Origin of the sequence: Puniceibacterium sediminis, assembly GCF_900188035.1 — a bacterium.
Lineage (GTDB): Bacteria > Pseudomonadota > Alphaproteobacteria > Rhodobacterales > Rhodobacteraceae > Puniceibacterium > Puniceibacterium sediminis.
Map to the genome: position 1 here is coordinate 101,631 of NZ_FZNN01000005.1, position 26,949 is coordinate 128,579.

The following is a 26,949-nucleotide window of genomic DNA, read 5'->3' on the forward strand; positions in this document are numbered from 1 at the left end:
TGCACCGCTTGTCATGTCGGCCCACCCCTTTTCGGGGTGGGCCGTTAGCCAAGATCACGGCATTCCCGGAGCCCCAGATGTCGCCCCAGTCCCCATTTATCCAAACCGTCTCGCACCTGCTCGACCTGATCCGCGGCCTGTGCATGGCTGTCGCTGCCACCGCGCTCGTCGTGCTGATCGCAACCTTCGGTTGGCTGGTCTTCGGGCGCTATGTGCTGAACGTCACCCCGACCTGGGTGGAACAGCTTGCCCTGATCCTAGTCTGCTACATCGCCTTTCTGGGTGCCGCCGCCGGGGTTCAGGAAGACACCCACATCGGCGTCACCCTGTTTCGCGACATGCTGCCGCCCGGCGCACGCAAGGTACTGATGATCGCCATCGACTTTGCCCTTGCGGCCTTTGGCGCGGTCATGCTGATCGCGGGCGTCACGCTGATGCGGTTCGGCTGGGACACCATGTTGCCCATGCTGAACATCCCCGAAAGTTTTCGCACGCTGGCCATCACGTCCTGTGGCGCGCTTGTCCTGCTGTTCGCCGGCCTGCGCGGCCTGCTGCGTATCCTGTCCTTCGGATCCTGGGATCCCGAAGCCCTTTTCAAGGAATTCTAACCGTGGGTCTTGCTATTCTGCTGTGCGTCTTTGGTGCCGGAGTCGTGATCGGCGCGCCTGTGGCCTTTGCCATGGGCATCGCCGCCGCCGCCGCCTTCTGGTACGAAGGTTTTCCGATGCTGATCACCTTTCAGCGCGCCACCGCCGGCGTCACGGTGTTTTCACTGCTCGCCATCCCCTTCTTTGTCTTCGCGGGCGAAATCATGCTGCACGGCGGCATCGCCAAGCGCTTGGTGAAACTCGCCTCGGCCCTTGTCGGGCACTTTCGCGGCGGACTTGCGATGGTCAACATCTTCTCGTCCATGCTCTTCGGCGGCATCTCGGGGTCAGCCGTGGCCGACATTTCGGCGCTCGGCTCGTTGCTGGTGCCGGTGATGAAGGAACGCGGGTATCGCGCCGATTTCGCGGTGAATGTCACCGTGACATCCTCGATCGCAGGTATCGTCATCCCTCCCAGCCACAACATGATCATCTTTGCCGTGGCGGCGGGCGGCGGCATATCCGTTTCCAAGCTGTTCCTGGCGGGTGTGGTCCCGGGCATCCTGATGTGCGTCTGCCTAGCCATTGCGGCCTACATCCTGTCAATCAGACACAACTACCCGTCCGAGGCTTTCCCCGGCTGGCGCGCCGTCGGCACCACGGCTGCCGACGCCCTGCCCGGATTCTTTACCGCTGTCATCATCGTCGGCGGCACCCTGTCGGGCGTGTTCACTGTAACCGAATCCGGCGCTTTCGGCGCGATTTACGCCGTCCTGCTGACGACATTCTATTACCGCAGTCTGACGTTGAAATCCTTTATCACAGCCTTGACCGGGGCAGTTCGCACCACGGCGATGGTGATGATCCTGATCGCCTTTGCCAGTTCCTTTGCCTACCTTCTCGCTCTCTATCAGGTTCCGATGAAGCTGAGCGCGCTTCTGGTGTCCATTTCGGACAACCCCATCATTATCCTGCTGATGATCAACGTCATCTTGCTGCTGCTGGGCATGATCATGGACATGGCGGCACTGATCCTGATCTGCACGCCGATCTTCCTACCCATCGCCAAGGGGCTGGGCATGGACCCGACGCAGTTCGGGATCATGATGCTGATCAACCTCGGGCTGGGCCTCTGCACGCCCCCCGTGGGCACCTGCCTGTTCGTCGGCTGCGCCGTGGGCAAGATCAAGCTGGAAGAGGCGCTCAGAACGATCTGGCCCTTCTACCTCGCCATCTTTGTCGCGCTGATGCTGGTGACCTATGTGCCGGGGGTATCGCTCTGGTTACCCTCCGTCCTTGAATGACTTGTTGAGCGAAACCGCAGAACCAAAGGAACTGCATCTTGACCACCGCTGAAACGGGCGCTGCAACGGACGGCGCACTGTCGCCCACACGGGCCATCTTCGACATGGCCTGGCCGATGACCCTGCGCGCCATGATGCTGCACGGCGTCGTCGTGATCGACGCCTTCCTGATCGCCGGTCTGGGCGAAGAGGCACTGGCCGCCTTGGGTCTGGCCAGCGCCGTCGGCGGGCTTTTGCTGGGCATCCTGCTGGCCTTTTCCAACGCCACGCAGATCCTCGTGGCGCAGGGGTTCGGCACCACACAGCCCGTCGCACTCAAGACCGGGTTCTGGTGTGGGCTGATCGTCAACGTTTCTGCGGCACTGATCGGGCTGATCATCACCCTGTTCGCCGCCGGGCCGATCATCGACGGCGGCGCGCACAGTCTGTGGATCGCCAGCGAGGCCAAGCAGTACCTCGCCGTTTTCACCATCGTCGTGCTGGCCGAAGCCGCGGGGCAAAGCCTGTCGGCGCATTTCAACGGCTGCGGCGAAACCCGGCGTCCGTTCTACAGCTACCTCTACGCGGTGCCCATCAACATCGTGGTCAGCCTTGTGCTTATCTACGGGTTATTCGGTTTTCCCGCCTTTGGTGTCACTGGGGCCGCACTTGGCAGCGCGGTCTCTGCGGTGGTGCGCGCGTGGTACCTGGCCCACCACCTGCTGCGCGAAAACGGCCCCTCCCTGCGCGCACCGGGATGGCTGCACGGCAGCCTCTGGCGCGCACTGCGCCGCCACCTTGCCTTTTCTCTGCCGGTCGCGGCGACCTTCATCAGCGCGAACCTCGCCGGCAGCGTCTGCACCCTGATCTATGCCCGGCTTGGCGTGAACGAATTCGCCGCGATGACGCTGATCCAGCCGTGGATCATGGTAGTCGGCACGGTCGGCATGTGCTGGGCACAGGCCACCGGCATCCTCGTGGCACAGTTCCTGGGGCGTGGCGCACCGGAACAAGTTCTGGACAATTTCCTGCGTCAGGCGTGGCGGGGGGCCTTCGTCACGTCATTCGTGGTGTCTGCCATCTATGTCACGGTCTGCCTGTCCTCCGGCTGGATCTATAGCGATCTTCAGCCCGAAACCCGCGCCGCGCTGCTGATCTTTCTACCGACGCTGCTGTTCCTGCCCTTCCCAAAGAATTCAAACGCGATCTGTGGCAACACCCTGCGCGCCGGCGGCGAGACTGTCTATGTCATGCACATCTTTGTCTGGTCGCAATGGCTGTTCCGCGTGCCCGCCACCGCTGCGCTGGTTTATATGGGCGCGCCGGTCGGCTGGGTGTTTTCGCTGTTCCTGCTGGAGGAACTGGTAAAATTCCCGCCCTTCCACCTGCGCATGTTCAAGGGCCACTGGAAAAAGGCAATGGTCTAGGCCGCGTGCCCCAACCGGGCGAATTCATCCGCCAGATCCTGCACCAGATGCTGCATCGCCGCCGGATCCGTCTCGCGCTGTGCCTGAATCTTGAGCCCAAAGACATAGGTTTGCATCCGCCGCGCCAGTCGGTCAGTATCCACATCCATCGGCAACTCCCCAGCCAAACGCGCCTTTTCGAATCCCTCCGCCAGCAGTCTTCGGACGCATTCCAGATGGCCCAGCACCACGTCTCGTAACTCGGGCTGATCCTCGTGAATTTCGAGCAGCGACTTCACCAGCATGCAGGCGGTCGAAGGCTTCTCGCACCGCTCCAGCCCGCCCAGCGACAACAGGTACCGCTGCAGTGCCCCCAAAGGAGAGGCCGACTCCTCGATCTGTCGCGACAGGTCCGCCTCCATCCGCTTTGCGTAGAGCTCCAGCGTGGCGCGGAACAAACCCTCCTTGTTGTGAAAGGCGGCATAGATTGATCCCGGGCGCATCTTCAACGCCAGCTCCAGATCGCGCATCGAGGTGGTGTGATACCCTTTGGCCCAGAACAGGGACATCGCGGTATTCAGGGCCACATCACGGTCATATGCAGGTTCTCTGGGCATTGGTGATCAATACACCTTTCAGCCTTCGTACAAAAGGCCGTCCGGCGCGCCTCACCCAATTTTGAACGATCACTCAAATATTACTTGAGTGATCGTTCAAAAACCTCCATCTGGGTTTAGAACCCGCCGTCCAGAACGGCAAAACAAGGAGAGACCCATGTCCACACTCGCCCGTCTTGATGAAACGAACGCGCCAGCAGCCTCCGTGCCCCTGATCGAAAAATCGAAAAAGGCATTTGGTCGACTGCCCGGCCTGCACAGCGTTCTGTCCGCCTCCCCCGCCGCCTTCGAAGGCTATCAGGTCCTGCACCGGCTCTTTGCTGAGCAGACCGCCTTTGACGCTGATGAAAAAACCGTGGTCTGGCAGACGATCAACGTCGAACATCAATGCCACTATTGCGTCCCCGCCCACACCGGAATCGCCAAGATGATGGGAGTCAGCGACGACATCTCGAACGCACTACGCGACGAAACGCCCCTGCCCACCACCAGGCTCGAGTCGCTGCGCAGCTTCACACTCGCCATGGTCCGCGACCGTGGCAGCGTCAGCGACGACGCGTTGCAGACCTTTTACGATGCGGGCTACGAACAGCGCCACGTTCTCGAAGTCGTGCTCGGCCTCGCGCAAAAGGTGATGAGCAACTACATCAATCACATCGCCGACACCCCGGTGGATCAGGTCATGCAGAAATTCGCGTGGACTCCGAAATCGGGTCGTTAAAATCACGTGATCTGCTACGATTCTTAAATATCTTCGGACGTGTCATTACCGGCGCGTCCGAGGGTTGATTTGATTCCGCGATAGGACCTCCAGTCCACCACATCCTCGGACACTATCCGTTTTTCCCCAAGAGGCATGGCATGTCAACGGCGCGTGAGTTCATGTTTGATCTGGCCTCGCGTCTCGCCACACGTATCCAGCTTACAACAGACGGTCACGGCGCATACCTCAAGGCCGTTACAGACGCATGGTAATCCTCCCCGAAAGTAAGGGGCTGCATAAGTAGAATTTTCTCGGCAAGATGCATGAGGAGATTCTGAATGAAGACAAGCAGATACACTGAGGCGCAGATCCTTTCGATCCTGCGCCAGGGCGAAGGCGGAGTGCCGGTGGCAGAGCTTTGCCGTGAGCATGGCATGAGCAATGCGTCGTTCTACAAGTGGCGGGCGAAGTATGGCGGCATGGACGCGTCCATGATCAGCCAGATGAAGGCCATGGAAGATGAGAACCGGCGCCTGAAGCGGATGTATGCAGATCTGAGCATGCAGGCTGATCTGTTGAAGGAAGCCCTTGGAAAAAAGTAATTGGGCCGTCTCACCGCCGGGAGATGGCCGAGAATGCGGTGGCGCGCCGTGGGGTCAGCATTGCGCTGGCTTGCCGAGCCTTCGGGGTCAGCGAGACTTGTTATCGCTACAGCCCCCTGCTGAGCGACGAGAATGAGCAGATAGCCGATCTGCTTGTTGGGTTAACCGAGGCCCGGAAGACTTGGGGATTTAGGCTGTGCTTCCTGCATTTGCGCAACGTCAAAGGCCATCCCTGGAATCACAAAAGGGTTTACCGGATCTACTGCGAACTTGAGCTGAACTTGCGCCCCTCTCGGGACATTGGCTTCGCGCAATGCCCTGCCGGGTGACAATCAAACCCCGGAAACGGTTGAAACGCGACAAACCCGATGCGCTTGCGGTGCCAGAGGCACCGAACGTGACCTGGTCGATCATTGCCCGGCAGGCGATGCAAAGCATCGCTGAGAGGGGACTTCATGGCCGATCGCCTTGGGGACGGTCGCGCATTCCGGCTCTTGAACGTTCTGGACGACTTCAACCGCGAGGGCTTGGGTATCGAAGTGGATTTTTCCTTGCCCGCCGAAAGGGTCATCCGGAGCCTCAACCCCATCATCGAATGGCGCGGCAAGCCCGGCACCGTAAGGGTCGACAACGGCCCGGAATACATCAGTGGAAAGCTAATGGAATGGGCCGAGGAACAAGGGGTTACGATCCAGCACATCCAACCTGGGCAGCCGCAACAGAACGCCTACATCGAGCGCTACAACCGCACGGTCCGGCATGAGTGGCTGGATCAATACATCATCGAAAGCATAGAGGAGGCGCAAGATCACGCCACGCAATGGCTATGGACATACAACAATGACCGCCCGAACATGGGCATCGGCGGCATCACTCCCGCCCAGAAACTGAAAATGGCCGCGTAAGTTCTACGGACGCACCCCGTTAAAAACGGGGGGATTACCCAATCGCCGAGCACCAGTCGCGTGAGACAGGCGACAAGACAAGGCGAGGCCAGATCGGCACAACTCGGCGTGGAAGGGTCGCAGCAGGGTTGGCATACGGCTATCGCATCAAACACAGCCAAAGCCTCAATCGCGAAATAGACGAAGGCCACGCTGCAATCGTAAGACGGATATTCGATGACTATGCGTCCGGCCAATCTCCTCGCAAAATTGCGTCATCTTTGAATGAGGAAGGTATTCCGTCGCCGTCCGGTGGAAAGTGGAATGACAGCACGATCCGGGGAAATGCCAAGAAGCGTGACGGTATGCTCCGGAACGAAGCGTATATCGGTATTATCGTTTACGGTCGAAACCGTTTTCGTCGGGACCCTGATACGGGCAACCGGATTTCTCGACCCGCTGCAGCCGAAGACATCATCTACTGCGAAGAGCCGGGTCTGCAAATAGTCGATGACCACATCTGGAATGTCGTTCAGGATCGTCTGGACGAGACGACGCAGAAATACAGCCGTAAAAGCACGCCTTTGAACAAAAGCCATCGTGCGACCTATTTGTTATCCAGATTGATCAAATGCGAGTGTTGCGGAGATAGCTATACAGTGGTTGCGCAGGAACGTTACGGTTGCTCAACTCGTAAGACCAAGGGGCTTTCGGTGTGTTCAAACACAAAGACCATCACCAAGCAAAAAATAGAAGCGCGTGTTCTTGCACGACTTCGGGCGGGTCTACTCGCGCCGGAAATGGCCGGTCGTTTTGCAAGTGAGGTCCGGTCGCTTCTGGAAGCTGAGGCGCAGCAATTGGCACCAGACAAAATGCAACTCGAGGCTGACCTGATCAAGGTGAACCGCGCAATTGAGCGGATTTTGGATCGGCTGGAAACCGATGAACTGGGCGATGCATTGGTGGACCGCCTACGCGCGAGGGAGGCAGAACGCGCCCGAATTCGGAATGCGCTGGAAGATGCTGAGGCTGCGAGGCATCCAATTAGCCTGCCAACGGTGAAAGACCTGGAACAGATTTACGCTGGTCAGGTGAAACGCCTTGAGAGTTTGCTGGCTGGGAGCAATCAGATGGTTGAAGCCAACGCATTGATCGGAGAGCTTGTTGGTTGCGTTTACGTCGCGCCAGACCCTGATGCACAAGATGGGCTGCGGATCACGATCCGCAGCTCTGCCGCGCGGTGTTTTCTGAGCGAAGGCGGAGGCTTGAACGCCAAAGGCCTCCCGAAGGAGGCCTATTTGGAATGTAGTAAGATTTCGGTGGTTGCGGGAGGGTGCAACCGCCGGATCCTACCCAAATTGCGGTGCAATGTTTAGGCCCAGCATGGAGCGGGTATCAGCGCGAATCGATGCCTCGTTAGCAGCAGAAAAGCGGATCGAACGCTATTCGGTCCTGTCGACCCAAGTGTCGACATTCATCGTCGTCGCCGCCGAGGCCACCCCAAGGCCATGCCCGTGATCCTCACGGATCCGGCGGACTGGGAAACCTGGATGACAGCGGACTGGGCGGAGGCGAAAGCGCTACAGCGGAAACTTCCGGATGGAACTCTGGCATCCAGGCTCCCCTGACGCACGATTAGATGTGCGCGGAAGCGAAACCTGACCTTGAATTTTGATAACATATTTGCTATATATAGGGCGTCGGAGGCGCCATGACCACTTACAGAGTCGAACCAGTTCCTGGGTACGAAGACGAGGTCATCGTCCTCTTCTGTGGCTTGCCCCTGAAGTGCGCTGATGGTTTCGACAGCCTGCTCGATGTGTTCGCAGAGCGCGAGCCAGGCATCCTGTACCGCTGTGGCTTGCTTGCCGATCGATACGAGGTCTACGCCATCGACCTGCCGGACTGTCCGGAGTTGAAGATGATCCTGTCCATCGACAGGAGAGAACCTTCCCAACCGAGAGTCGTCCCGACATCGGACGACAGCTGCAATCAGGGCGCATCTCTTGCGATCCGACAGTTCGGATTGATCAACCCCTCCTGGGAGACATGACCATGACCAAAGATACCAGAACCTTCCGCCAGAAGATGCGCGACGCACGTCCCGACATGGTCGAACTGCAGGAAAAGAATGTCCACAAGCGCGAGATCGCCATGAAACTACGTGTCCTGAGGGACGCGGTCGGCATGACTCAGGCCGATGTGGCCCGAAACTCGGATATGAAACAGCCGACGATTGCCCGTATGGAGGCGCTTAGCGGGCCTGTGCCCAGCCTCGATTCCATCAGCAGGTACGTTGAAGCGTGTGGCGGTCATTACCATATTGTCATCACCCATAACGAACCGGAAAACGCGGTCGCGTGATGTTCACCTTCGCCTGGTGGCTCAACCTGGCAACCTTTGCCGGTATCGCGATCCTTGCTGTCCCGGTCTGGTCGCTGAACAGTCGCAAAAGAAAGCTGCACCAGGTCAGGCAGGCTGATCAATCTGCGGAGGATGATAGTGACTTCAGAAGCAAGACCCGTAAGATACTGAAAGACATGCATGAGAAAGATGTTGCTGGCTGGCGGTGGCGCGACCACTTCTGCCTTCTCGTCGGTTATGTGCTGCTACTGGGCTCCGCCTTTTTGAGGGTTCTGTTTCCGACGGGCTGATGTTTCAAAGCCTGACACCAAAGGCCGCGAGAGATGGAACAGGTCAGCCAGGATCGACATGAATTTATTCTCAGAGTATTCTCTGTTCTCAACTAATCAAAGAAAGACGGTCCAAGCCACATGCAGGTCAGTGTTCGCGACAACAATGTCGATCAAGCCCTTCGGGTCTTGAAGAAAAAACTCCAGCGCGAAGGCGTGTTCCGTGAGATGCGGCTCAAGGAGCAGTTCGAGAAGCCATCAGAGAAGAAGGCGCGGGAGAAGGCGGAGGGTATTCGCCGTCAGCGCAAGCTGGCGCGCAAGAAGCTCGAGCGCGAGTCCTAAATAGAAGCGTTTCACAATTGCGAGGATGAGAGTCACGGGGCCAACATGCATGGGATTGCGAGCACTCTGTTGCTTGTTGGCTTGGTCGACGGTGCCGATAAGTCTGATCGGCATGCTTGCTTTGTGGAGACATTAAGACCCCCCAATCTCGCACTCCACGGCCATGCAGCCTTCTCCAGAACACGCTTGGGCCGGAACGTAGGCGGGCTCCTCCCCATCCGGCGCTTGGCCAGGATCTGGGAGTACGATTTCAACCCCCGATCCTGAATAAACGCCGCTACTTCCATTACTAGGTCATGTTGACAAAAGGCGGACCCAGAGGCGGATGGATGTGATGTCTATAAAGCCAAGGAAGCTCTCGGCGGTGTTGTCGTAGCGGGTTGCGACACGTCGAGCGTTTTTAAGGTTGTTGAAGCACCGTTCGACGAGGTTGCGCAACGAATACAGCGAATGATCCACACCGACGCGCATTTTACGGGATTTGCGCATGGGAATTTGGGTGAAAACGTCGCGTGCCTCCATCTTTCCCCGAATGCTGTCAGCATCATAGCCTCGGTCTGCCAGCAGGACACTGGGCTCTGGCAGGTTGTCGGCCATGACCAGATCGAACCCCAGATAATCCGACGTCTGGCCCGGCGTGATTTCGGTTCTCATGGGCAGACCCGCTGCATTGACACGGAGGTGGATCTTGGTCGTGAAGCCACCACGAGAACGGCCAAAACCCTGTCGCGGAGTCCCCCTTTTGCGCCCGCTGCCTGATGGTGCGCGCGGATAACGGTGCCGTCGATCATTTGCAGGGCGTCCGTCACCGCCCCGCAATGGTTCAAGGCGTCCATGATCTCTTCCCAGAGCCCAGCCAGTGTCCAGCGTCGGAACTGCCGGTAGACGCTCGACCACTTGCCGAACTCTTCAGGCAGGTCACGCCACGGGGCGCCGGTGCGCGCGATCCAGAAAATCCCATCAAGAACAAGGCGGTGGTTAGTCGGTTTGCGCCCGTTCGGCGCACGGACTGCCAACATGAAACGTTCAAAGAACGCCCATTCCTCGTCCGAGATCAGGTCTCGTGCCAAGCTGGTCTCCATAGCAGATACCAGCTTGAATCATGACTGCACCGCGATGTGAATCGCTTTTGTCAACACACCCTAGGTTTCAATCGCCTCGATATCGGGCATGGGTCCAGACCGGACCCAATCACATGGGCCACCGGAGAGTTTCTGTTTCAATCGCCTCGATATCGGGCATGGGTCCAGACAAAAGGTTCCAAGATGATACTGCCGATTTTTCTGTTTCAATCGCCTCGATATCGGGCATGGGTCCAGACAAAACACAAACAAACAACAGGGACGTTCCATCCGTTTCAATCGCCTCGATATCGGGCATGGGTCCAGACCCGGCTTCGAAAAGACTGTCGGCCTGTAAATCAGTTTCAATCGCCTCGATATCGGGCATGGGTCCAGACAAAGGTCCGTAAATAACCCAAAAGGGGAGAAAGGTTTCAATCGCCTCGATATCGGGCATGGGTCCAGACCGAGCCGCGCGTCGACCTGAGCCGAGCCGACGGGGTTTCAATCGCCTCGATATCGGGCATGGGTCCAGACTCAACGTCTGCAAAAAGTCCGGGAAGAAAATCGTTTCAATCGCCTCGATATCGGGCATGGGTCCAGACTGCACCCCCTAATTTTCTCCTTTGTTTACAGTGGGATTTTCGGGCTAATTTCACGTTTTCATATTCGGAAAAAGTAAAAGTGAAAATTCCACCACTGGTTGTTTCGTTTCGCATCTTTTCCCTCATTTTTCGGGTTTGAGTTCAGGTAAGGGAATCGCATGAAGTGAGGCGAGTGTGCGGGCCAAAGGCGATCCGGTCAAGATAATCCCGTCCTTCTGTATCGCCATCCCGGCCCATCCCCCTCCGCGATTTGGAATGGCATAGATACGCAGATCGTCCTCTGCCGGATCGATGCGTTTGAACAGGCCCGCCTTGAGACGGTTCAGATCCTTCGCCCGCGCCTCTACCGCGAAGACCGAATATTGCAGCGGCGTGCCCCAATTCAACATGAAGCGATGGACCCGGCGCAGACGTTTGGGATCGCGAATGTCATAGGCCACAAGCCAGACTTTAGGGCCGGCCATCGTCGCTTAGGCGTCGGGTTTCAGAGGTGTGGCGCAGCTCTGCCACGAAGGCTTTGGTCACACGGTCCAGACTGATATCGGCCTCTGCCATGTGATCCTCGAAGGCGCGATAGAACCGGGTGCGGGCGGGTTTGCTCATCCGGCAGGCGGTTCTGGACAGGGTGAAATTCTGCACCTCAAGCGTGCCCTCGCGGAACAGGGAAATTGCAGCGTTGTCCACCAGCGGGCGCAGCGTCTCTGCCAGATCACAGGCAAGGCTGTCCCGTCCCGAGGCCAGATCGTGATAGAACCCGATAGAGGCATCCAACCCGACAGAGGCAATCGCCTGTACGGCCCGGTGGTGCAGGATGGTATAGCCAAGGCTGAGGCAGACATTGACCGGATCCCGAGGGGGCCGCCTGTTGCGGGTGGTAAAGCCAAGGTCGGGCGCGAAGAGTTGCGTCAACCCGGCGAAATAGGCCGCCGCAGCCGCGCCCTCGATCCCGCGCAGGGTGTCTCGGCTTTGCGCGGGCATATCAGTCGAGAGCTTGGCAGAGGCCCGGTCAAGCGCCTCGATGGAATGGATCATGCGCGTGCTGTCCAGACCTGCCTTTTGATGCGCGGCCACGGCCTTGCGCAACAGACGTGCCTGATGGGCCAGCTTGGTGCGCACCAGATCCGTGGACAGGGCCGCGCGCCGTCGGGGATCTTGCAGCAATTCCAACTGCGCCAACCGCAGCGCCGCGTCCCCCTTTGCCGGAGCCAGAACAGAAGCCGGGGCACTGGCGCGACCGGGCAACAAGGTCAGCCCGATCCCGCGTTCCGTCAGCCGGGACACCAGCCGCGTCCCGATCTGTGCCGCACCGCGCACGACCACACGCTCCAGCACGCGCAAGGGGGCTGTCCCCTCGCGCTGGCCATCGACGCGCACGACAATGGTGTCGCCCTCAAGGTCAATCGCGGCACCGCGCCGATCCACGTAAAGCGTGCTCATGCGATCACCAGAACGCGTGGGGCCAGCGGTGCGCGGGTCTGCCCGCCAAGGGTCACGATTGTGCTGCGGGGATCCAGTGGCAGGACCATGATCCGGTCCGTGTCCGGGTCAATCAGCCCAGAGAGCCGCAGCGATAACTCGCGCCGTTCGCTCTGGCTCAGGGCGCATTCGTGGACGGATTTCTGGCCGTCCAATCCAAAGGCCTTGACCGCACGCAGGGCGCGGGCGCGGCGGGTATCCTCGCGTATGTCATAGGCGACAAGGCAAAGGGTTCTGTGGGGGGCTCTGTGTGTCATGCCCTTAAGATAAGAGCGGCCCAGCAAAAGCAGCGGACTGCAAATTTGCAGCACATCTTTCAGAGAGCCCCCTTACCGACCCACCTGCGTGGTCCGATCCAAACCGGACAGACACATCAATCGCCTCGATATCGGGCATGGGTCAGCACATCGCAAGTGGCTAAAGCAATTGAAAATGCTGCGTTTCAATCGCCTCGATATCGGGCATGGGTCAGCACGACAGAGAGATTCTTGAGCGCGGATTCGGCGGGGTTTCAATCGCCTCGATATCGGGCATGGGTCAGCACTGCACCCCCTGTTTTTTTCTAATGATTTCAAAGAGCAAAATGTGGATAACTTGACGATTTGCATTTCCGAAAAGTAAAAAAGATTTTTCTACCTTTGCGTGTGTTTTGAAACCCGGTCTCACCTTACTCTCCACATCTGTTTTCAGCATGCCCTGCCGATGATCGCCGGTCAAGCGGGCTTGGGAAAATCTTGATCTTGGCCGGGGCACCAAAGGCATGACTTGCGCGTTAAACCTTGGTCAATGAGGACAAGTTGACACACTCAGTCTCGCCGTCATGGAATTGCACCAAGGCGGTTGTTGCATTGGGGCCTACGTCTTCCATCACGGTGACCTCTTCGCCCTCGTCAATGTTGATGGCCCGGTCCCCCTTGCGCCAGCGCGGGCGCGCGGCGGGTGCGGGTTTGTTCGGGCTCTGCGCCGGAGGGGGCGCGGCTTTGGGTTTGCTGGGATCAACCTCATAACCGCCAGAGGCCAGCGGCAGAACATAGCCCATTTTCTTGGCGTCCACGAATTCTCGCGGGGTGCGCATCGGTTCTAGCAGCCCATCGGCGCGCATCTTGTCGCCGTGGTCCAGATTGGCCAGCGTCAGCAGTTCGGTCTTTTGCAGACCCGTCGACCAGCCCGGAATTGCACTCTCCATATAGGCGGTGAAGGCCGCTACTGCCTTGCGCAGAATGATCGCCGCGTCCTCGTCGCGTTGGGTCTGAAAGTCCGGGTCATCGTTACAGGCCAGTTCGGTGCGCGACAGGTCGATCGAGATTTCGCAGGCCCCAAGGCCAAAGGCTTTGCCCGCGCCGATCATATGGGCGTGGCCAGCGTTTGGTTTTGTGGCGTCATCTGGCGCGCCGCCCCAATGCAAGGTCCAGATCAATGCGCCAAGTTCACGGGGATCAAGGTTGAACACCCGCAGCTTGCCAGTGAAGGTCGCGCCTTGTTTCACGGGTTGAATGCGAGTGATGATCTTGCGGTTGAACTTGCCCTTGTTGTCGGGCAGCGGCTTGGGGATTTCATACCCCCGGCTGGCGACATAGCGAGAGGCACCACGCAGGCGGGCTTTGTCGTCTTGCAGGGTTGTGTATTGATTGACCGGGCTGCTGCGCGGGTTTTCCTTGACCCGATTGACCGCAGGAGGCTTGCCGGGTGCTACGCTAAGCTGCTTGATCAGCGCGGGGTAAAAGCCATATTTCGGTGCAAGCAGCACGGTTTCCTGTTCCGCCATAAGCGGCGTGTCGCAGGATTGCAGGAAGTGGCTGAAACTGGCGCGGCCTTTCAGGCTGAGATTTTCGCCAGCGGATTGATCCTCGACCACACGGCCAAAAATCAGGTCGGCCATGTCCCAAGTTTCATTTGTTTCCGTCGGCGCGGCCTCATGGAGCGTTTTGGCGTAAGGCAGGCGGAACATCATCGCCAGTCCAATGGCCTTGATGCCGGCTGACCCATCGTCGAGCCAAAAAACAGGGATGCGCTGCTTGTACTTGCGATATTGGGTCAGCCACATGCCCCATTCTTCGTTGGGCGTGCCTGCGTCGTCGCGGTTGATGCTTTCAAAGTCGCGTCGGATATCAGCTGGCACCGTTAGCGGATCGCCATCGTCTCCGTGAAAGATGAACTCTGAGGATTTCGCGGTCTTGTTCGGTTGGCCATTGCGGATCCGGTCCTGCGGCTGACCGGTAAAGACGATATGGCCCTTGGTGCGGCCCTTGCCCAGATTTGAGATCCGAGAGAGCTCTCGGCCCTTGGCATAATCGCCCTCTGTACTGACGGACAGAGGATCGAAGTTCACAGAAAGGCGTTGCCAGCCCCATTTCTGATATTTCTGCGAAGAGGACTGCCTGCGCCCAAGCTGGATATTCTCTTTATGGTATCTCTCCAAATCCGATTGCCGCACAAGGGACCACTGACATGGGGTCAACTCCCATCCGTTGCGAGAGGGTTTTAGCCATCCGGCCTGTGAGAGCGGACGGAACATATCGGTGAGATGATCGATATAATCGGTGCGGTTTTGTAGATCACGTATGGACAGGCGGCGCTCATCCATACGGCCCGCAAAGCGTCCATGGGTCAGAGGTTCAAGAACGCCACGTACAGCCCCTTTGATGGATGTCGAAGATATGGCGCGTTTGTCTTTCAGGACCAGCCAGTTCTTTCGCTTTCCTTCATCCCTGCCTGAAACAGTGACATCTTCCTGGCTTGCTCCCACGACCAGGGGCGTCATGGCGCGGATCGTCAGCCCGATCTCGCCTGAAACACCCTCTTTCAGGGGCCAGTCATGCGGGCCGATGCCCGTTTTCTTGAATATATCTGCCCACGCAGGCTCGTGAACGTTTTCCCAAGCGGGCACGTATCGCTTTGGCCCAGCCAGCCCGACATTACTCATCACGTTGTCCCCCTGACTTTACGAAGCCGACAAAGCGGACAGCATAGGGGCTTCCCTTTTCGACGTCCCAAAAGGTTCGATATCGCAGATCATCAAGCCCGTCACTTTCGGGAGACTTCGGGTTGTCTCGGATGATCCCGCGAAAGACACCATCGAAGGAGGGCATCTCGTTGCCGGTTTCAAGAATTTCGGTGAGATGCCAGGTCTCCAGATGGTGGTGGCGGATCTGCAATGACCCCACAAATCCGTCGACGACACCCGTCACTTCGCCGTTCAGAATACGGACGTCTGATGACAGAGAGGCGTGCTGGTTGGTCGTCGGCGAAATCCAATGGGTATCACCATCGGTTCGGTATCTGACAGCATCGACGCATTCGAGCCAGCCATCACCGCCAAACCGCGCCAAAGCAGCCAGCAAGGCCACTTGTCCCTCCACCAGGCGTGGTGTTTGCTTGACCGCGCGGCTTGACAAATTGAGCCGAAGGTCAGGCAGGATCGCTGTTTTGGTGAGCGCGTTATAGTGATCGATCACTTTATCCATGGACTTGATCCTGTCGCTTATTCTCGAACCAATCTTGTACCTGCGCATCGAGCGACAAAGATGCAGAGAATGCCCCGTGTCCTCGTCCCACCCCGCCACCAAGGCTCAGACGACCCGCACATAAATCATCCAGCGCAAGCATCAAGGCAGCGCGTCCATGGGGATCGATGCGAGCCGCTTTTGCCAAATCAATCTCGATTTTCACCCCATCCAACTGGCCACCTATGCGGGTTTTTTCCGAAAAGAGCAGACCCGCACGAACACCGGATGTGAAGCGATCCAAGACATTATGCGTGAAGCTCACATCCGAGTGGCTGTCCAGATAGAGGTCATCGAAAAACAGCACGCCAGGCCTCGCCGTCTCAGAGCCCGCATCGTTTTTGACTTCACCAAACATCTCTTTCAGCACGGCATTGGCGGGATCATTTTCTGTGCTTTCCAGCTCCATCCAGCAGTCATTACGGCGCCGTAAATGCCAGAGTATGCGATGTCGAAGCGCCCCTTTTATTCCGGATGCCGGGACAAGACATATTGCTTCGCTGACGTATCCGGGCTGATTGGTTGGGGGCGCGTTCCACAAAATAACGGCTTCAGAGACCGGGGTGATGTCCTCGTCTTCGGTCGGGTCGCCACCACCGAAATACCAAGTGTCTTCCGGACACATGTCGACCAATTGAATTGTGCCTAAAGTGCTATCTTTTGCAACGATCTCAGAGGGAGCAAAATGCGCGGGCTTGGTCCGGAAAGACCCTGTCACCGCGAGGTAGTCGCATAGCTTTGCGTTACAATAGCCCGGTCGTGAAATCGTGCCCCACACGTCGTTAGAAGGCATCCAATGGATCGCTTCCTGCACTTGAACGACCCGAAACGCACCATACCCAGAGCGCACACTCTGGCCCAGACGGGTCTGCCGTCCCGCCAAATTCGACAACAACATATCCCAGATCTTTTTCCCGATATCGGGGTCCCGCGTCGCTTCGTCTTCGGCCTCGCCCGGCGAGCCCCAGACGAATTCCAACTCGAAGGTGAACCGCGCGCCTTTGGGGCACAGCAAAGCGTCAAATTTCCCACGGGAGTCTGCAGTGCCCCGGGCGTTGATCCGTACTCTGTCTCGATGAGACCCCTGGCGCCCCAGACGGGTGACCTCGTCCTCCTCCAATTCACCCAAATCCTGATCCACGGGGCGATCTGAGGCATCGTGGAAATATCCATCCGACACCCGCAACCGCGACGCCATGGACCTTGTGGAAGCGCCGGGATCGCCTCCATCTTCGGTCTGCATTTCGCCCGACACAGGCGTGCTTCCGAATGCGATGGGACGCAACACGTCGGGTTCCAAATCTGAGACCGAAGTCATGGCATGGGACAGAAGTCCCGCAATCGAGGTTCCAGGGATCATCGGCAAGCCATGTACATCTCTGACAAAGCCCTGATCATGGGCTTTTCGTTCCGATCCGTCGGCGACCAGAACCGCTGTCTGACATTCAATCGTGACCCGCGCCACAAAGCGCACAGGATCAATGCCCATCAAGGTGTTATCCTGCCCTGTCATCGACGTTCCCTCTCTGCATTGGCGATCAATCGCGGCATTTCCGTCGCAAGCAGCAAAAGGCGATTCAGGACGACGCGATCTCCCTCATCAGATGAGTCATCGACGTAGGCACGCAGCAAGGCCCGGAAACTGGGCGGCTGACTGTCATTGACCTCCCACTCGAACTCCCAGACCCTGCGGCTTTGCGATCCAAACGTCAGTCCTTCGGCCTTTTTTTCTTCGTGGAACAGGGCGTTGATTGCCTCCTGCGCAGAGGCACTTTTGACCGCAATTTTGCGGACTTCTCCCCATTGGGCCTTTCCCGGCGCCACATCTTTCAAGGCTTTGTATGAGGTTGTGGCGTCTTCGATTGCCTGGCGATAAAGCCAATCGAACTGATCGAAATAGTCGTTCAAGAAGACCCTGTCATCCGTTTCGGACTCAGCCTGGTTTGCCCGTGCCAATGCCCATCGATATGCGGCATCATCAGGTACATGACCAGACGCCTGCACAATCCGGTCACCGTCGACCTCTTCGCCAAGCGGGGGCGCGTCAAGAAACGCTGGCTCTGCCAGAACCTCCCCAAAGCCATCAGACCGACCCGCTCCAAGGCCCTCGGCACATCTGAGCTTGAACGTCTCGACTTCCGTGCTGGTAAGCGCTGGGCCGGAGAAGATCAGGACCGAACCCTTTTCAATCACGGCACGTTCGGTGGTATTCAGTTTGCGATGAGAGTTGAACCCAAAGCTGTTGTTCCGCCTCGTTTTGGTTTCTTGCCCAAAGCTCCACTTGTCGGACAAGCCAAGATATTCACAGATTTCCCGCCCGGTCATATTGCCAAAATCCACGTCTGAGGCGCAGAACACCCGCAGCTTGCTGATGGATTGCCCAAGTGTGGCTGTCTGTAAGGGCGCGCGCTCCACAATACGACATTTCGCCAATCCAAATTCCGTGTTTCTGGACCTGCCAAATGTCATTTCACAGTCATCTAGGAGTTCGGACAATCGATCCCGGATCTCTGGAAAGCCATCTTCAATCCAGACGCTCGCGGCAAAAACCTGCCCCTGCGCAAGAGCGGCAACATCAAAGAACTGGCCATCTTCCACAGCACCGCGCCGCTGACGACTATTGGATGTTTTTTGACGTCGAATGGCTTGAACGCCGACAATCTCATCACCAAAAAAGAATTTATCGCGGGCGGATTTATCGAGGGCTGGATCGGTGTTCGCGTCAGGTTTTTCGGTCCACATGCGCGCCACTGGCAAACAGCGCTGGCCGTTGCGGGCCGGATAGGCGTTTCCAAATCGCGTCGCACCGGAATGGAAAACATCCCAGGCCAAAGGCCCAAATGCCTCGTACTGCGCCGACACACAGCCCAGTATCTTGTTTCCGGGAATGTAGGACATGCATTCATGCCCGCTGCGTTGGGTGGCATCCGAAGAAATCGCGGTATCTTCGAGCAACGTGATTTCAAGATCGATCCGCATCACGCTGTCCCCTCCGCTGGCTGCTCAAGATCAAGTCTGACCGTCACTCGACCAAAGCCACGGGTGCGACCCGCTCCCAAGGCCTTGATCAGTCCTGCTGATTTTTCCAACAGATCAATCGCACCCGGAACGTCGTGCAGACACCATATCGGCGCCGTCAAATGAACCGGAGCGGCCACCTCAACACGGCGCAGAGAACCTGTTTTCGCGAGACCATCAGACTCAATCGCTGTCATAGATCGACGGTCAAATAGCGCCGCTATTACAGATTGAGCGGCGGCATTTTCTTTGCCCGCGCCTGATGCCCAGTCTCGCCACATGGCATTCATTTCGCCAGAGCCAAAGCGATAGGCAGCAGGCTCCGTCAGATACCGAGCCTCGATCGCCAGTCCAGGCGCATGCACATTGCTGACATGCAATCCAAAAACCGCATCAATCATGTCCTGCCTGGCGTGGCCCAATGCGCAAAGCTGACAGGCCGCATCGCGCAGCAAGCCTTTCAGCGTCCGTCCCGCAAGCCACGGAAGCCCCTCCGGCGACTTTTGGATGACATCGTCAAGGCGATCCCCCTCTGTATGCCCGCTGGCCGTCCGCCACCAGCCGTGCAACTGGATGTCAAAATGTCCAATATTATCCATTATGACACCTCATCCGTTTTGATGATCATGGGCTGGGCGGTTTTTCCGGGTCGATGGGATACGCTGATGAGCGTATTGGCATCGGACAGCGGGGTTGACAGCGGCGTATCGGCACCAATCTTGTATGTGCCCTGCTTTGAATAAATGCGCCCTCGCGGACGCCAAATTGACACTCCCTTGCCGTTTGTTTGCGATGGCGAGAGCTGCTGTTTCAAGTCCTTTGCGAGATCCCGCACTTTCGGTGCGTCAGACCCATCAGAGACCTCGAAAATGCGTTTCAGCCGGGCATCACCGTCGCTGGGAAGCTGATCTACAAGGTCCAGAACTTTCCTCATAGGGCCGTTGGGGAACTCTGGATGTGCAAGTGTGATCACCAGATCGCTGAGTTGATCAACCGTCATAAAGCCGTTCAACATGCCCAATGTCTCGCTAGATCGATCCGCTGCCATGCCCTTTCCGCCAAACTGCAGGTCGGACTCTGTCTGGGGCGCAGACAGCAAGTATGGACCGTTGGTCGAGAACCGCAACCCGCCCACTGATACCGTCAGTTCATCCTTTAGAATGCTCTTGTAGTCGCTCGCATTCGCCGCCCCTTTTACGCGATGGAAGGCAAGCGCGCTTGTGGTGCGACCCACACTTACCTTCGAAAAACTGCACAAACTGTCTGCCAGTTCCAGAGCGTTTCTGGCTGGGTAATGCGGACCAACAAAGGCGATCCCACAGCCCACATTGATGCTATCCGGCAAAGTCTCTAAGCCGACGCGCTGTTTGGTTTCTGCCATCAACACCCGCGAACGGCTTTTGAATTGAGACATGAAAGCCACTGCAAACGCATAGCCCAACGTCGCTGGCAGAATAACCGTCACATCATCGCCACCCACAAGGATCGGCCGGATTGGCAATGGTTTTTCGCCCGATGACCCTTGGAACAGGGCCACGCATTTACCGACAGCAAACCTCACCGACTCTTGCGTCAGATGGTCCAGACCTTCTGAGAACCTTTTCACCTCGGATTTGGAGGCTTTGCTTACATTAAGCGCACCATAAACAGCGCCCAATCCAGACGCGTCCGCATGCACGTAGGCCAAAGACCGTCTGCCCGCCCGTTCCGAGAGCTCTTCGGTATCAGACATTAATACGAGCGTGTCTTCCCCACTGTCCGGAATGATCTTTTGGAGCAAGAGTGTGACGTTTTTCTCGTTGGCTTTGGTATTGCCCGTCTTGGCATCTTTGCGCGTCCGCCTTCCATAAAGTCTGCGTGCAAAGGTTGCCTGATCGACAACCTCTTTCTCTGACGTGTCAGCACGCCCGCTGGAGACCGGGACAGCAGCAACGGCTGGTCGGCCTGTCAAAGGTGACCGTTGAACCATCGGGCCGATCATTGGCAGTGCGCCCTGACCACCAAAGTCACGATGCACCGTAATGATTTCGTCCCCATGCTCATCAAATGCGATAGTTCGGATATCCAGATCGTATTTCAAGTCTGGGGCAATGCTGCGCAAGACGAGCACCCAGAGGCGGCAGAAAGCAATGCACTTGGCTTCTTCCTCCTGCTCGCATTCAATTTGTATCCGAGACGCTGCATTTACGACCAGATTGCCAGCCACTTCACTCTGTCTAAGACATTGCATCAACAGGCTTTCATCACCGCCTGCCTGAGGCTGCGAAGACACTAATACTTCCAGAATTTCACTTCCGCCGGAAATATCATTGAGTTTATTGCCAGAACTTATCCATTCTTGGATACTTTTGGCCTCAAATTGAATCATCATAAGCTGTGCCCTCAGAATATTTACACAATAGGACAGAATGGCCGCCTTGAACTCAAGCAAATTTTCGCAACGCTTGAAATATAGACGCCGTGCCAAGCTCATATCACATAGGCCAGTGGTCGAGCTTGGTGCAAATTTGCAGTGACGAGACCCGTAGAAACCGGCCTATATCTGACGCGAAACAGCAAAATAGGGGCGCACAAAAGATGCCGGATAGCAAAATGACATTTGACCGACGCATCCTTCTGGCAACTGTGGGCATGAGTCCTGCCGTTGTGACCGAAACACTCTGGGCCCTGCAAAACGAACGCCAGTCTCAATCATTTCCCACTGAGGTTCATTTTGCGACAACCACGACCGGCGCGACAAAAATTGAAGAGCATTTCCTCAAGGGGTCAATTTTCCGGGATTTTGCGAAGCAGTACGATCTGGATATCAAGATATCGGCAGAGAATATTCACATTGTTCACGGAAAATCCGGACCACTCGCAAACATCCAGACCGACGATGACAATATGCGCCTTGCAGACCTTGTCGTTAATCTTGTGCGCGACTTCACCAAGGATCCGGCAAGTTCACTGCATGTTTCAATTGCCGGTGGACGCAAGACAATGACCTTCTTTGGCGGGTACATCTTGTCGCTGTTTTCGCGACCGCAGGATCGGCTGAGCCATGTACTTGTCGATCCAAGATTTGAAATCCCCGGATTTTTCTTTCCACCTCATCCGCCCGCGGACATCGACGTTCGGGGCGGACGCGCCAGCACGAAGGATGCCGGAATTGTCCTCGCAGACATCCCTATTCTAAGGCTGCGTGGGTTCCTGCGCCACAATCCCATGGACGGCGATCTGAGCTATTCCGACATCGTCGCCCTTGCCCAACGCCTGATTGACCCGCCGGAAATGGTTGTGGACATCCCCAACCGCAAACTGATCTGCCAAGGGGTGAGCGTGGACTTCAGCAGCGCCACCAGCCAGTTCGCGCTCGCCATCTATCTGGCCAAACGCATAGTCGATGAAGGCAAAATGTATGCCGGTGCCATCTCGCACGAAGAGTTTCTCGACCCTTCGGAACAATCCGCGTTTCAACAGGCTCAGACCCTGGCGGCCGGAACTCGGGATGACATCGACCGCCTGCAGGAAAAGCTTGCGGATCGCGGACATGCTCCGCTGCGAGAGGTCTCCTTTCTCTCCACCCGGACCCGGCTCAATGAGCGCCTCGATCTGGCTCTGGCGGACCTGGCGGACCGATATAAAATCCACAGGATTGCAACAAAGCCCAAAGCGGCCCGTGGGTTTCGACTTGAGCCACATCAAATCACCATTCTGGAGGACTGATCATGTCTAAAAAGGGCTCGAATACCTTCCTTTATGTCCTTATCCGGCAGGGCCTCATCAACTGGAAGAGCGCCATCGTGATCATATCGCTGGCGGTTTTTCTTGGTATTGTCGGGAACAGTGCCTCTGATGTTCTTGACGGCCTGATCGCGCTCGGCATGAACGAGGCCAGCGCAGGGTTCCCGTGGACCAGCCTCGTGCTCTTACTCTCATCGACGGGTCTCATGCTGGGCTTTGTGTGGTTCTTGCTGCGAAAAATGACGCAGAAATACCGCGAGGCAAGCATTCCGACCGTCAAACTGGATGATGGTCCGTCCCCCAAGGTCCTGATACTCTTCGTCAGCGCGCCACCCTTTTTCCTGCGCCCCAGATGGCCGGGCACAGCCGACACTCCAATAACCGATGGAAACCCCATCTTTGGGATCCACATGAACCCCTCGGGATTCCCCGTTCCCGAAAACCTCTTGTCCCAGACGGCCCTGATCACTCCGGACTTTGCGTCCTGGAGCCGCAGCGCGGCGCGGGACACACCAGAGAACAGTTACTACCAAAGCTGGCGCATGCCATTGGAAGCAATCCAATATCTGCGACACCCGGTGCGCGGTGCTTCGCGACTTGAACAGATCGTGCTTATTCCATCGGCGGACACCTTTCTGCCCGGCCACGGGCCCGAAACCGCCGTTGACGGCAAGCCGCCAAAGGGATGGAACCCGGGCAGCCATCACAATGAGCACCAACTCAAAGGCCTGATCCTGGAAATGCTGGGGGCAGAGTCCGGGATCAGGGTCGATGTGCTGGCCGATGTGCTGCGCGGTGACACCATCCTGTCCGATGGCAGCAAAAGCTCTGTGGTGCGCGGCATACCCTTTGGCGATATCGAGGCCGTTGCCATCACTCTGGACCGGCTTTGGCATTACTTCACCAACCGGCACGGCGACGCGCCATATGGCGAGGACGAGATCGTCGTGGACACCACAGGGGGTCTTGCCGTGACCTCGGTCGCCGCCGCAGCCTACACGCTGAAACACCCCAGACGCCGGATCATCTATGTGGATACCAACACCTATCAAACCAAAAGCTACAATGTGATCCATAATCTGGATGAAATGATCGCAGAGGCAGAGTCTTTCTATTAAGGCCGCCCGCCCGGCGAAACTGTGATCCGCCTGTGTCCCCGCGCGTGCGTCTTGCGACCCGAAAAGCTTGACGGACGGAAAGGGACAAGGCATGCTGAATTCAATTGTGGAGACGAAGGTGAAGCGGCAGCCCGAAACACACGTTAAGGTGGAAAAATATTTTTTACTTTTCGGAAATCCAAATCGCAAAGTTATCCACAATGTGCTCTTTGAAATCATTGGGAAAAATCAGGGGGTGCAGTGCTGACCCATGCCCGATATCGAGGCGATTGAAACCTTTCTCCCCTTTTGGGTTATTTACGGACCTTTGTGCTGACCCATGCCCGATATCGAGGCGATTGAAACTTAGCCGTGCGGGCCGATATAACCTCCCTGCCGCGTGCTGACCCATGCCCGATATCGAGGCGATTGATCTGCGTCAGGACGGGGCGCTCGGGTCATTCAGGGCGCTCTTCCAGACCAATAGGTTACCGGATAAGCGGCTGCACCCCCGACCCGGTGAACCAGAGCCCGAGAAAGGCAATCCCCTCGTCAAAACTGGCAATCCGGGTCTTGGCCGCATTGGGTTTCAGCCTGAGACCGCGCAGGGCGGACTCTGCCCGGGCGCGCATGGCTTCGGCCTGCGTCCGGCTGCGGGTCAGCAAAAGGATGTCATCGGCATAGCGCACGACCCGTGTCTGCCCCCTGTTCATCTCGTGATCAAAGGGCGACAGATACCAGTTCGCAAGCACCGGAGAGATCGGCGACCCCTGCGCAAGGCCCCGCCGCCAGCGGCCAAACCCCGATAGCCAGCGCCCCAGAACAGACCGTGTCTGGAAATCGGTGTGATCGCGCAAGGCGTCGATCAGCCCCTGATGCGGGACCCGGTCAAAGAAGGTCTCAATATCCAGATGAACGGCCCAGTCCCAGCCCTGAAGGCGCAGCATCGTCACCCGCCCCGCAGCGGCCTCGACCGACAGACCCGCGCGATAGGCGAAACTTGCGGGCGACATCAACCCATCGAGGCGGCGGTCCAGCGCATCCGACAAAGCGCCCTGTGCAACGCGATCCCGCTGGGTCGGAATGCACAACCAGCGCACCCCGCCGTCGTTTTTGTGTTTTGGGATCCGCTGAAGCTTGCCCGGACGGTAGAGGCCAAGCCTCAGATCCTGTTGCAGCGCCTGTACCTGTGACGGGGGATCCATCTCTAGCCTGACCACGCCGGATCCGTCCCGCGCGCGGCGCATAAGGTTTCTTCGCACCCTTTGCCATGCCACAGACAGGGCAGCGTCAGAGGTCCAGTCGTCCAGCGTTACTTTTGTCATCCACGTCAGGTGGGGACGACATCATCGCACCCGGACTCTGCAAATTTGCAGGCCATTCGATATGAAAAGGCCGCCCCATATCCATGTCATCAACCAGTCTAAGGAGGATGAAATGGCTGACAAAACTCTGTTCTTATCGCCGTCCAAACCGGACTTGTCCGAAACGGCGCCCCTTCTGCGTCACAGACGTGCCGCGCTGGACACCTTGCGGGATCGCAGCCCCGGTCCTGCTGGCCAGGTGGACACCGCGCAACTGGCCCTGATCGCCGGGACCGTGTGTGTCACGGCCATCGGCGCGGCATGGGCGCAGGGGTTATCGCTCAGCCCCGTCGTGGCGGGGGCGGGCAGTGGGCTTGCCCTTGGCCTTGGGGCCACCCGATTGGGCGTGATGGCGCGCCGGATCGGGCTGCGGACCCGGCGCTCTGTGGTTCCGGGGGCCATGGCAGGCATCGGCGCAGGGATCCTCGTCGCCCTTGGGCTGACGGTGCTGCCCCTGATCGCCACCACCGGGCTGGCAGCGCTGGCCGCCGTTCACGCCTGGCGCACGCAAAGAGACCTGATCAGTGAAAACCTGCTGGCCCGCGAGATCGCCGCTGCCAGAGAGGATCTGGACAGGGACAGCGCGGCCTTTGCCGACAACCTGCGCGAGATGCAGGCCAGCACACAAGCAGAGGTGACCCAGTTGTGCCGCAAAGCCGGGATCGATCCCAAACTGCTGGACCCGGTTCCGGACGAGGCAAAGTAAGACCTAAAATTCGGATTGGCAGGGGGGACCTCTTCTGCCAATTCGTGTGGCGCAGGGCAAGCCCCCTGACATCCGGAGCCACGCAGAACTTTGCTTGATCCAAACCCATCGACGGGGCATGCTGAAGGCAGATATGCAAAGCGAGAGGAATGTGAGCGTCGAAAGACACGCGGAGGTAGAAAAATCTTTTTTACTTTTCAGTTTTTCAATTTCTCAAGTTATCTACAATTTTCTCTTTGAAATCATTGGCAAAAATCAGGGGGCGCAGTGCTGACCCGTGCTCGATATCGAGGCGATTGAAATCAAACCTCCGAGGCGCGCGCCGGTTTTGCGCCTGTCTTGGGGGCCGTTAGCATGAGCAATGCAAACCCCTCTGGGCGCGACATTGGCATTGCGCTACGCTTGAAACATGACCCTATCGCTCCCTCAGATTCCTGCTGTGTTCCGGATCCGTCTGGAATTTGTCGCCCACACCCCAATCGTTCCACCCCCTGCGATCGGGGCCATGTGGCGTGGGGCTTTTGGAAACGCGCTGCGCCGCATGGACCCGGGCGCCTATCAGCGTTTGTTCGAACCATTTCCCCCGCAAGGCAGCTCTGTCAAAAAGCAAAACATGCCCAGCCCCTTTGTGATTGACGCGGATGCGCCGCCAGATCTGGTCATCCTGCCCGGAGAGACGTTTCTTGTGTATTTCACCCTGATCGGCGAGGCTGTGGCCGAGGCGTTGATCGCGGTTCAGGCATTCGAGGCCGCAGCGGCGGATGGTCTGGGAAAGGGGCGTGGAACCGCGGAATTGACCCATGCTGGCACGATCTGGTCAGATGATCCCAACGGCGCGCCCGCTGTTCCCTTGGTCCCACAGCGCCCCGCCTCTGCGCTGGTTGTCCTGCGGACCCCATGGCGCGGCGGGAAAGAGCCGTTCCGGCAAACCACCTTTCGCAAAGAGGTCTTCGCCAAGGCGGTGTGGGATCGCGCGCAGCGAGTGTGCGAGGTCTTTGACGGAGATGTCTTGCCCGCGTTTGGGGGTGTTGCCCTTGAGGTCTCTCAACTGCAAATCTGGCCTCAGATCCTGCACCGCTGGTCCGCAAAACTGGGCATCGAGGATGACATGGCCGGAACGATGGGCAGTTTCGTGCTGCACCTGCCGAACGACGATATGTTCTGGGCGGCCTTGTGGTGGTCGCAATGGCTCCACATCGGGCAAAAGACAAGTTTTGGTCTGGGGAGTGTCAGGGTACATCCAAGGGAGGGTTAGGGAACTCGATCATGGTGGATGCCACTGCAGGGGATTTCGCGGTGTCAGAATCAAGAAAGTCCACGCTTTTCAGGGGGACTC

26 protein-coding genes, 2 pseudogenes and 1 CRISPR repeat array are annotated in these 26,949 nt (G+C 57.7%); of the genes and pseudogenes, 16 read left to right on the forward strand and 12 right to left on the reverse strand.

Annotation, left to right across the window (positions count from 1 at the left end; translation table 11 throughout):
- The first annotated feature begins 77 nt into the window (after positions 1-77).
- The 3 genes from CHB75_RS07490 to CHB75_RS07500 are packed head-to-tail and all read left to right on the forward strand — an operon-like array spanning position 78 to position 3,297.
- Complete coding sequence (locus CHB75_RS07490) at positions 78-608, forward strand: TRAP transporter small permease (protein WP_089269917.1); 531 nt, start codon at positions 78-80, stop codon at positions 606-608.
- A 2-nt stretch (positions 609-610) separates the two neighbouring features.
- Positions 611-1,891: a TRAP transporter large permease gene (locus CHB75_RS07495; RefSeq protein WP_089269918.1), complete on the forward strand. Its 1,281-nt coding sequence runs from the start codon at positions 611-613 to the stop codon at positions 1,889-1,891.
- A gap of 38 nt (positions 1,892-1,929) precedes the next feature.
- Positions 1,930-3,297, forward strand: coding sequence for an MATE family efflux transporter (locus CHB75_RS07500; protein WP_089269919.1), 1,368 nt, complete (start codon positions 1,930-1,932; stop codon positions 3,295-3,297).
- Here the strand turns inward: CHB75_RS07500 and CHB75_RS07505 are convergent.
- Complete coding sequence (locus CHB75_RS07505) at positions 3,294-3,893, reverse strand: TetR/AcrR family transcriptional regulator (RefSeq protein WP_089269920.1); 600 nt, start codon at positions 3,891-3,893, stop codon at positions 3,294-3,296. The genes CHB75_RS07500 and CHB75_RS07505 overlap by 4 nt on opposite strands.
- Before the next feature lie 157 nt (positions 3,894-4,050).
- Here CHB75_RS07505 and CHB75_RS07510 point away from each other — a divergent pair, with 157 nt between their 5' ends.
- The 8 genes and pseudogenes from CHB75_RS07510 (at position 4,051) to rpsU (ending at position 9,057) form a co-directional block, all read left to right on the forward strand.
- A complete protein-coding gene (locus CHB75_RS07510; protein ID WP_089269921.1) occupies positions 4,051-4,614 on the forward strand; it encodes a carboxymuconolactone decarboxylase family protein in 564 nt (187 codons plus the stop codon).
- 146 nt (positions 4,615-4,760) lie between these two features.
- Positions 4,761-4,865, forward strand: a pseudogene (locus CHB75_RS22460) (IS1 family transposase); the annotation flags it as partial.
- Positions 4,866-4,934: 69 nt separating this feature from the next.
- Positions 4,935-6,103 (forward strand): annotated as a pseudogene (locus CHB75_RS07515) (IS3 family transposase).
- 128 nt (positions 6,104-6,231) lie between these two features.
- Positions 6,232-7,458, forward strand: coding sequence for a recombinase family protein (locus CHB75_RS07520; protein WP_089269922.1), 1,227 nt, complete (start codon positions 6,232-6,234; stop codon positions 7,456-7,458).
- A gap of 335 nt (positions 7,459-7,793) precedes the next feature.
- The gene (locus tag CHB75_RS07530; RefSeq protein ID WP_089269923.1) at positions 7,794-8,135 is read left to right on the forward strand and encodes a hypothetical protein; all 342 of its coding nucleotides are present in this window, start codon (positions 7,794-7,796) and stop codon (positions 8,133-8,135) included.
- A 2-nt stretch (positions 8,136-8,137) separates the two neighbouring features.
- The gene (locus CHB75_RS07535; RefSeq protein WP_176439081.1) at positions 8,138-8,446 is read left to right on the forward strand and encodes a helix-turn-helix domain-containing protein; all 309 of its coding nucleotides are present in this window, start codon (positions 8,138-8,140) and stop codon (positions 8,444-8,446) included.
- Entirely contained in the window at positions 8,446-8,736 is a 291-nt protein-coding gene (locus CHB75_RS07540) for a hypothetical protein (RefSeq protein ID WP_089269925.1), read from the forward strand. Before CHB75_RS07535 ends, CHB75_RS07540 begins: the two co-directional genes overlap by 1 nt.
- A gap of 120 nt (positions 8,737-8,856) precedes the next feature.
- Positions 8,857-9,057 carry a 30S ribosomal protein S21 gene (rpsU, locus tag CHB75_RS07545; RefSeq protein ID WP_089269926.1) on the forward strand — a complete coding sequence of 67 codons (201 nt, stop codon included), beginning with the start codon at positions 8,857-8,859 and terminating at the stop codon, positions 9,055-9,057.
- Between the two features lie 294 nt (positions 9,058-9,351).
- On the opposite strand, the gene CHB75_RS07550 is transcribed toward rpsU, so the two are convergent.
- The 10 genes from CHB75_RS07550 to CHB75_RS07595 all read right to left on the reverse strand — a co-directional run bounded on the left by CHB75_RS07550 (position 9,352) and on the right by CHB75_RS07595 (position 21,091).
- A protein-coding gene (locus CHB75_RS07550) for an IS5 family transposase (protein WP_089269927.1) occupies positions 9,352-10,139 on the reverse strand; the annotation gives its coding sequence in 2 pieces (ribosomal slippage) (positions 9,352-9,803 and positions 9,803-10,139; 789 coding nt in all).
- 64 nt (positions 10,140-10,203) lie between these two features.
- A CRISPR array of direct repeats spans positions 10,204-10,723; the repeat unit is 36 nt; unit sequence GTTTCAATCGCCTCGATATCGGGCATGGGTCCAGAC.
- A gap of 122 nt (positions 10,724-10,845) precedes the next feature.
- A complete protein-coding gene (gene cas2 / locus CHB75_RS07555) occupies positions 10,846-11,187 on the reverse strand; it encodes a CRISPR-associated endonuclease Cas2 (RefSeq protein WP_089269928.1) in 342 nt (113 codons plus the stop codon).
- Positions 11,174-12,160: a CRISPR-associated endonuclease Cas1 gene (gene cas1 / locus CHB75_RS07560; protein ID WP_089269929.1), complete on the reverse strand. Its 987-nt coding sequence runs from the start codon at positions 12,158-12,160 to the stop codon at positions 11,174-11,176. The genes cas2 (CHB75_RS07555) and cas1 overlap by 14 nt, the downstream gene beginning before the upstream one ends.
- Positions 12,157-12,456 carry a CRISPR-associated endonuclease Cas2 gene (cas2, locus tag CHB75_RS07565; protein ID WP_141135087.1) on the reverse strand — a complete coding sequence of 100 codons (300 nt, stop codon included), beginning with the start codon at positions 12,454-12,456 and terminating at the stop codon, positions 12,157-12,159. Before cas2 (CHB75_RS07565) ends, cas1 begins: the two co-directional genes overlap by 4 nt.
- A gap of 515 nt (positions 12,457-12,971) precedes the next feature.
- The gene (locus tag CHB75_RS07570; RefSeq protein ID WP_089269931.1) at positions 12,972-15,122 is read right to left on the reverse strand and encodes a TIGR03986 family type III CRISPR-associated RAMP protein; all 2,151 of its coding nucleotides are present in this window, start codon (positions 15,120-15,122) and stop codon (positions 12,972-12,974) included.
- A complete protein-coding gene (locus tag CHB75_RS07575) occupies positions 15,115-15,663 on the reverse strand; it encodes a hypothetical protein (RefSeq protein WP_089269932.1) in 549 nt (182 codons plus the stop codon). The genes CHB75_RS07570 and CHB75_RS07575 overlap by 8 nt, the downstream gene beginning before the upstream one ends.
- Positions 15,656-17,215, reverse strand: a complete 1,560-nt coding sequence (locus tag CHB75_RS07580) for an RAMP superfamily CRISPR-associated protein (RefSeq protein ID WP_089269933.1) — start codon at positions 17,213-17,215, stop codon at positions 15,656-15,658. The genes CHB75_RS07575 and CHB75_RS07580 overlap by 8 nt, the downstream gene beginning before the upstream one ends.
- Positions 17,212-18,681, reverse strand: coding sequence for a hypothetical protein (locus CHB75_RS07585; protein WP_089269934.1), 1,470 nt, complete (start codon positions 18,679-18,681; stop codon positions 17,212-17,214). Before CHB75_RS07585 ends, CHB75_RS07580 begins: the two co-directional genes overlap by 4 nt.
- Positions 18,681-19,319 (reverse strand): hypothetical protein, encoded by a 639-nt coding sequence (locus CHB75_RS07590; RefSeq protein WP_089269935.1) that lies wholly within the window; start codon positions 19,317-19,319, stop codon positions 18,681-18,683. Before CHB75_RS07590 ends, CHB75_RS07585 begins: the two co-directional genes overlap by 1 nt.
- Positions 19,319-21,091, reverse strand: coding sequence for a Cas10/Cmr2 second palm domain-containing protein (locus CHB75_RS07595; protein ID WP_141135088.1), 1,773 nt, complete (start codon positions 21,089-21,091; stop codon positions 19,319-19,321). The genes CHB75_RS07590 and CHB75_RS07595 overlap by 1 nt, the downstream gene beginning before the upstream one ends.
- A 221-nt stretch (positions 21,092-21,312) precedes the next feature.
- Here CHB75_RS07595 and csm6 point away from each other — a divergent pair, with 221 nt between their 5' ends.
- The 3 genes from csm6 (at position 21,313) to CHB75_RS22465 (ending at position 23,811) form a co-directional block, all read left to right on the forward strand.
- On the forward strand, positions 21,313-22,428 hold the full coding sequence (gene csm6, locus CHB75_RS07600; protein WP_176439082.1) for a CRISPR-associated ring nuclease Csm6: 1,116 nt from the start codon (positions 21,313-21,315) through the stop codon (positions 22,426-22,428).
- Positions 22,429-22,430: 2 nt separating this feature from the next.
- On the forward strand, positions 22,431-23,564 hold the full coding sequence (locus CHB75_RS07605; RefSeq protein WP_089269938.1) for a hypothetical protein: 1,134 nt from the start codon (positions 22,431-22,433) through the stop codon (positions 23,562-23,564).
- Between the two features lie 91 nt (positions 23,565-23,655).
- Positions 23,656-23,811 carry a hypothetical protein gene (locus CHB75_RS22465; RefSeq protein WP_425439493.1) on the forward strand — a complete coding sequence of 52 codons (156 nt, stop codon included), beginning with the start codon at positions 23,656-23,658 and terminating at the stop codon, positions 23,809-23,811.
- A gap of 220 nt (positions 23,812-24,031) precedes the next feature.
- Here the strand turns inward: CHB75_RS22465 and CHB75_RS07610 are convergent, their stop codons facing one another.
- Positions 24,032-24,868, reverse strand: a complete 837-nt coding sequence (locus CHB75_RS07610) for a reverse transcriptase domain-containing protein (protein ID WP_089269939.1) — start codon at positions 24,866-24,868, stop codon at positions 24,032-24,034.
- Positions 24,869-24,980: 112 nt separating this feature from the next.
- On the opposite strand from CHB75_RS07610, the gene CHB75_RS07615 reads away from it, so the two are divergent.
- Positions 24,981-25,613 carry a hypothetical protein gene (locus CHB75_RS07615; protein ID WP_089269940.1) on the forward strand — a complete coding sequence of 211 codons (633 nt, stop codon included), beginning with the start codon at positions 24,981-24,983 and terminating at the stop codon, positions 25,611-25,613.
- Positions 25,614-26,226: 613 nt separating this feature from the next.
- Positions 26,227-26,868: a CRISPR system precrRNA processing endoribonuclease RAMP protein Cas6 gene (gene cas6 / locus CHB75_RS07620; protein ID WP_176439083.1), complete on the forward strand. Its 642-nt coding sequence runs from the start codon at positions 26,227-26,229 to the stop codon at positions 26,866-26,868.
- Positions 26,869-26,949 lie beyond the last annotated feature (81 nt).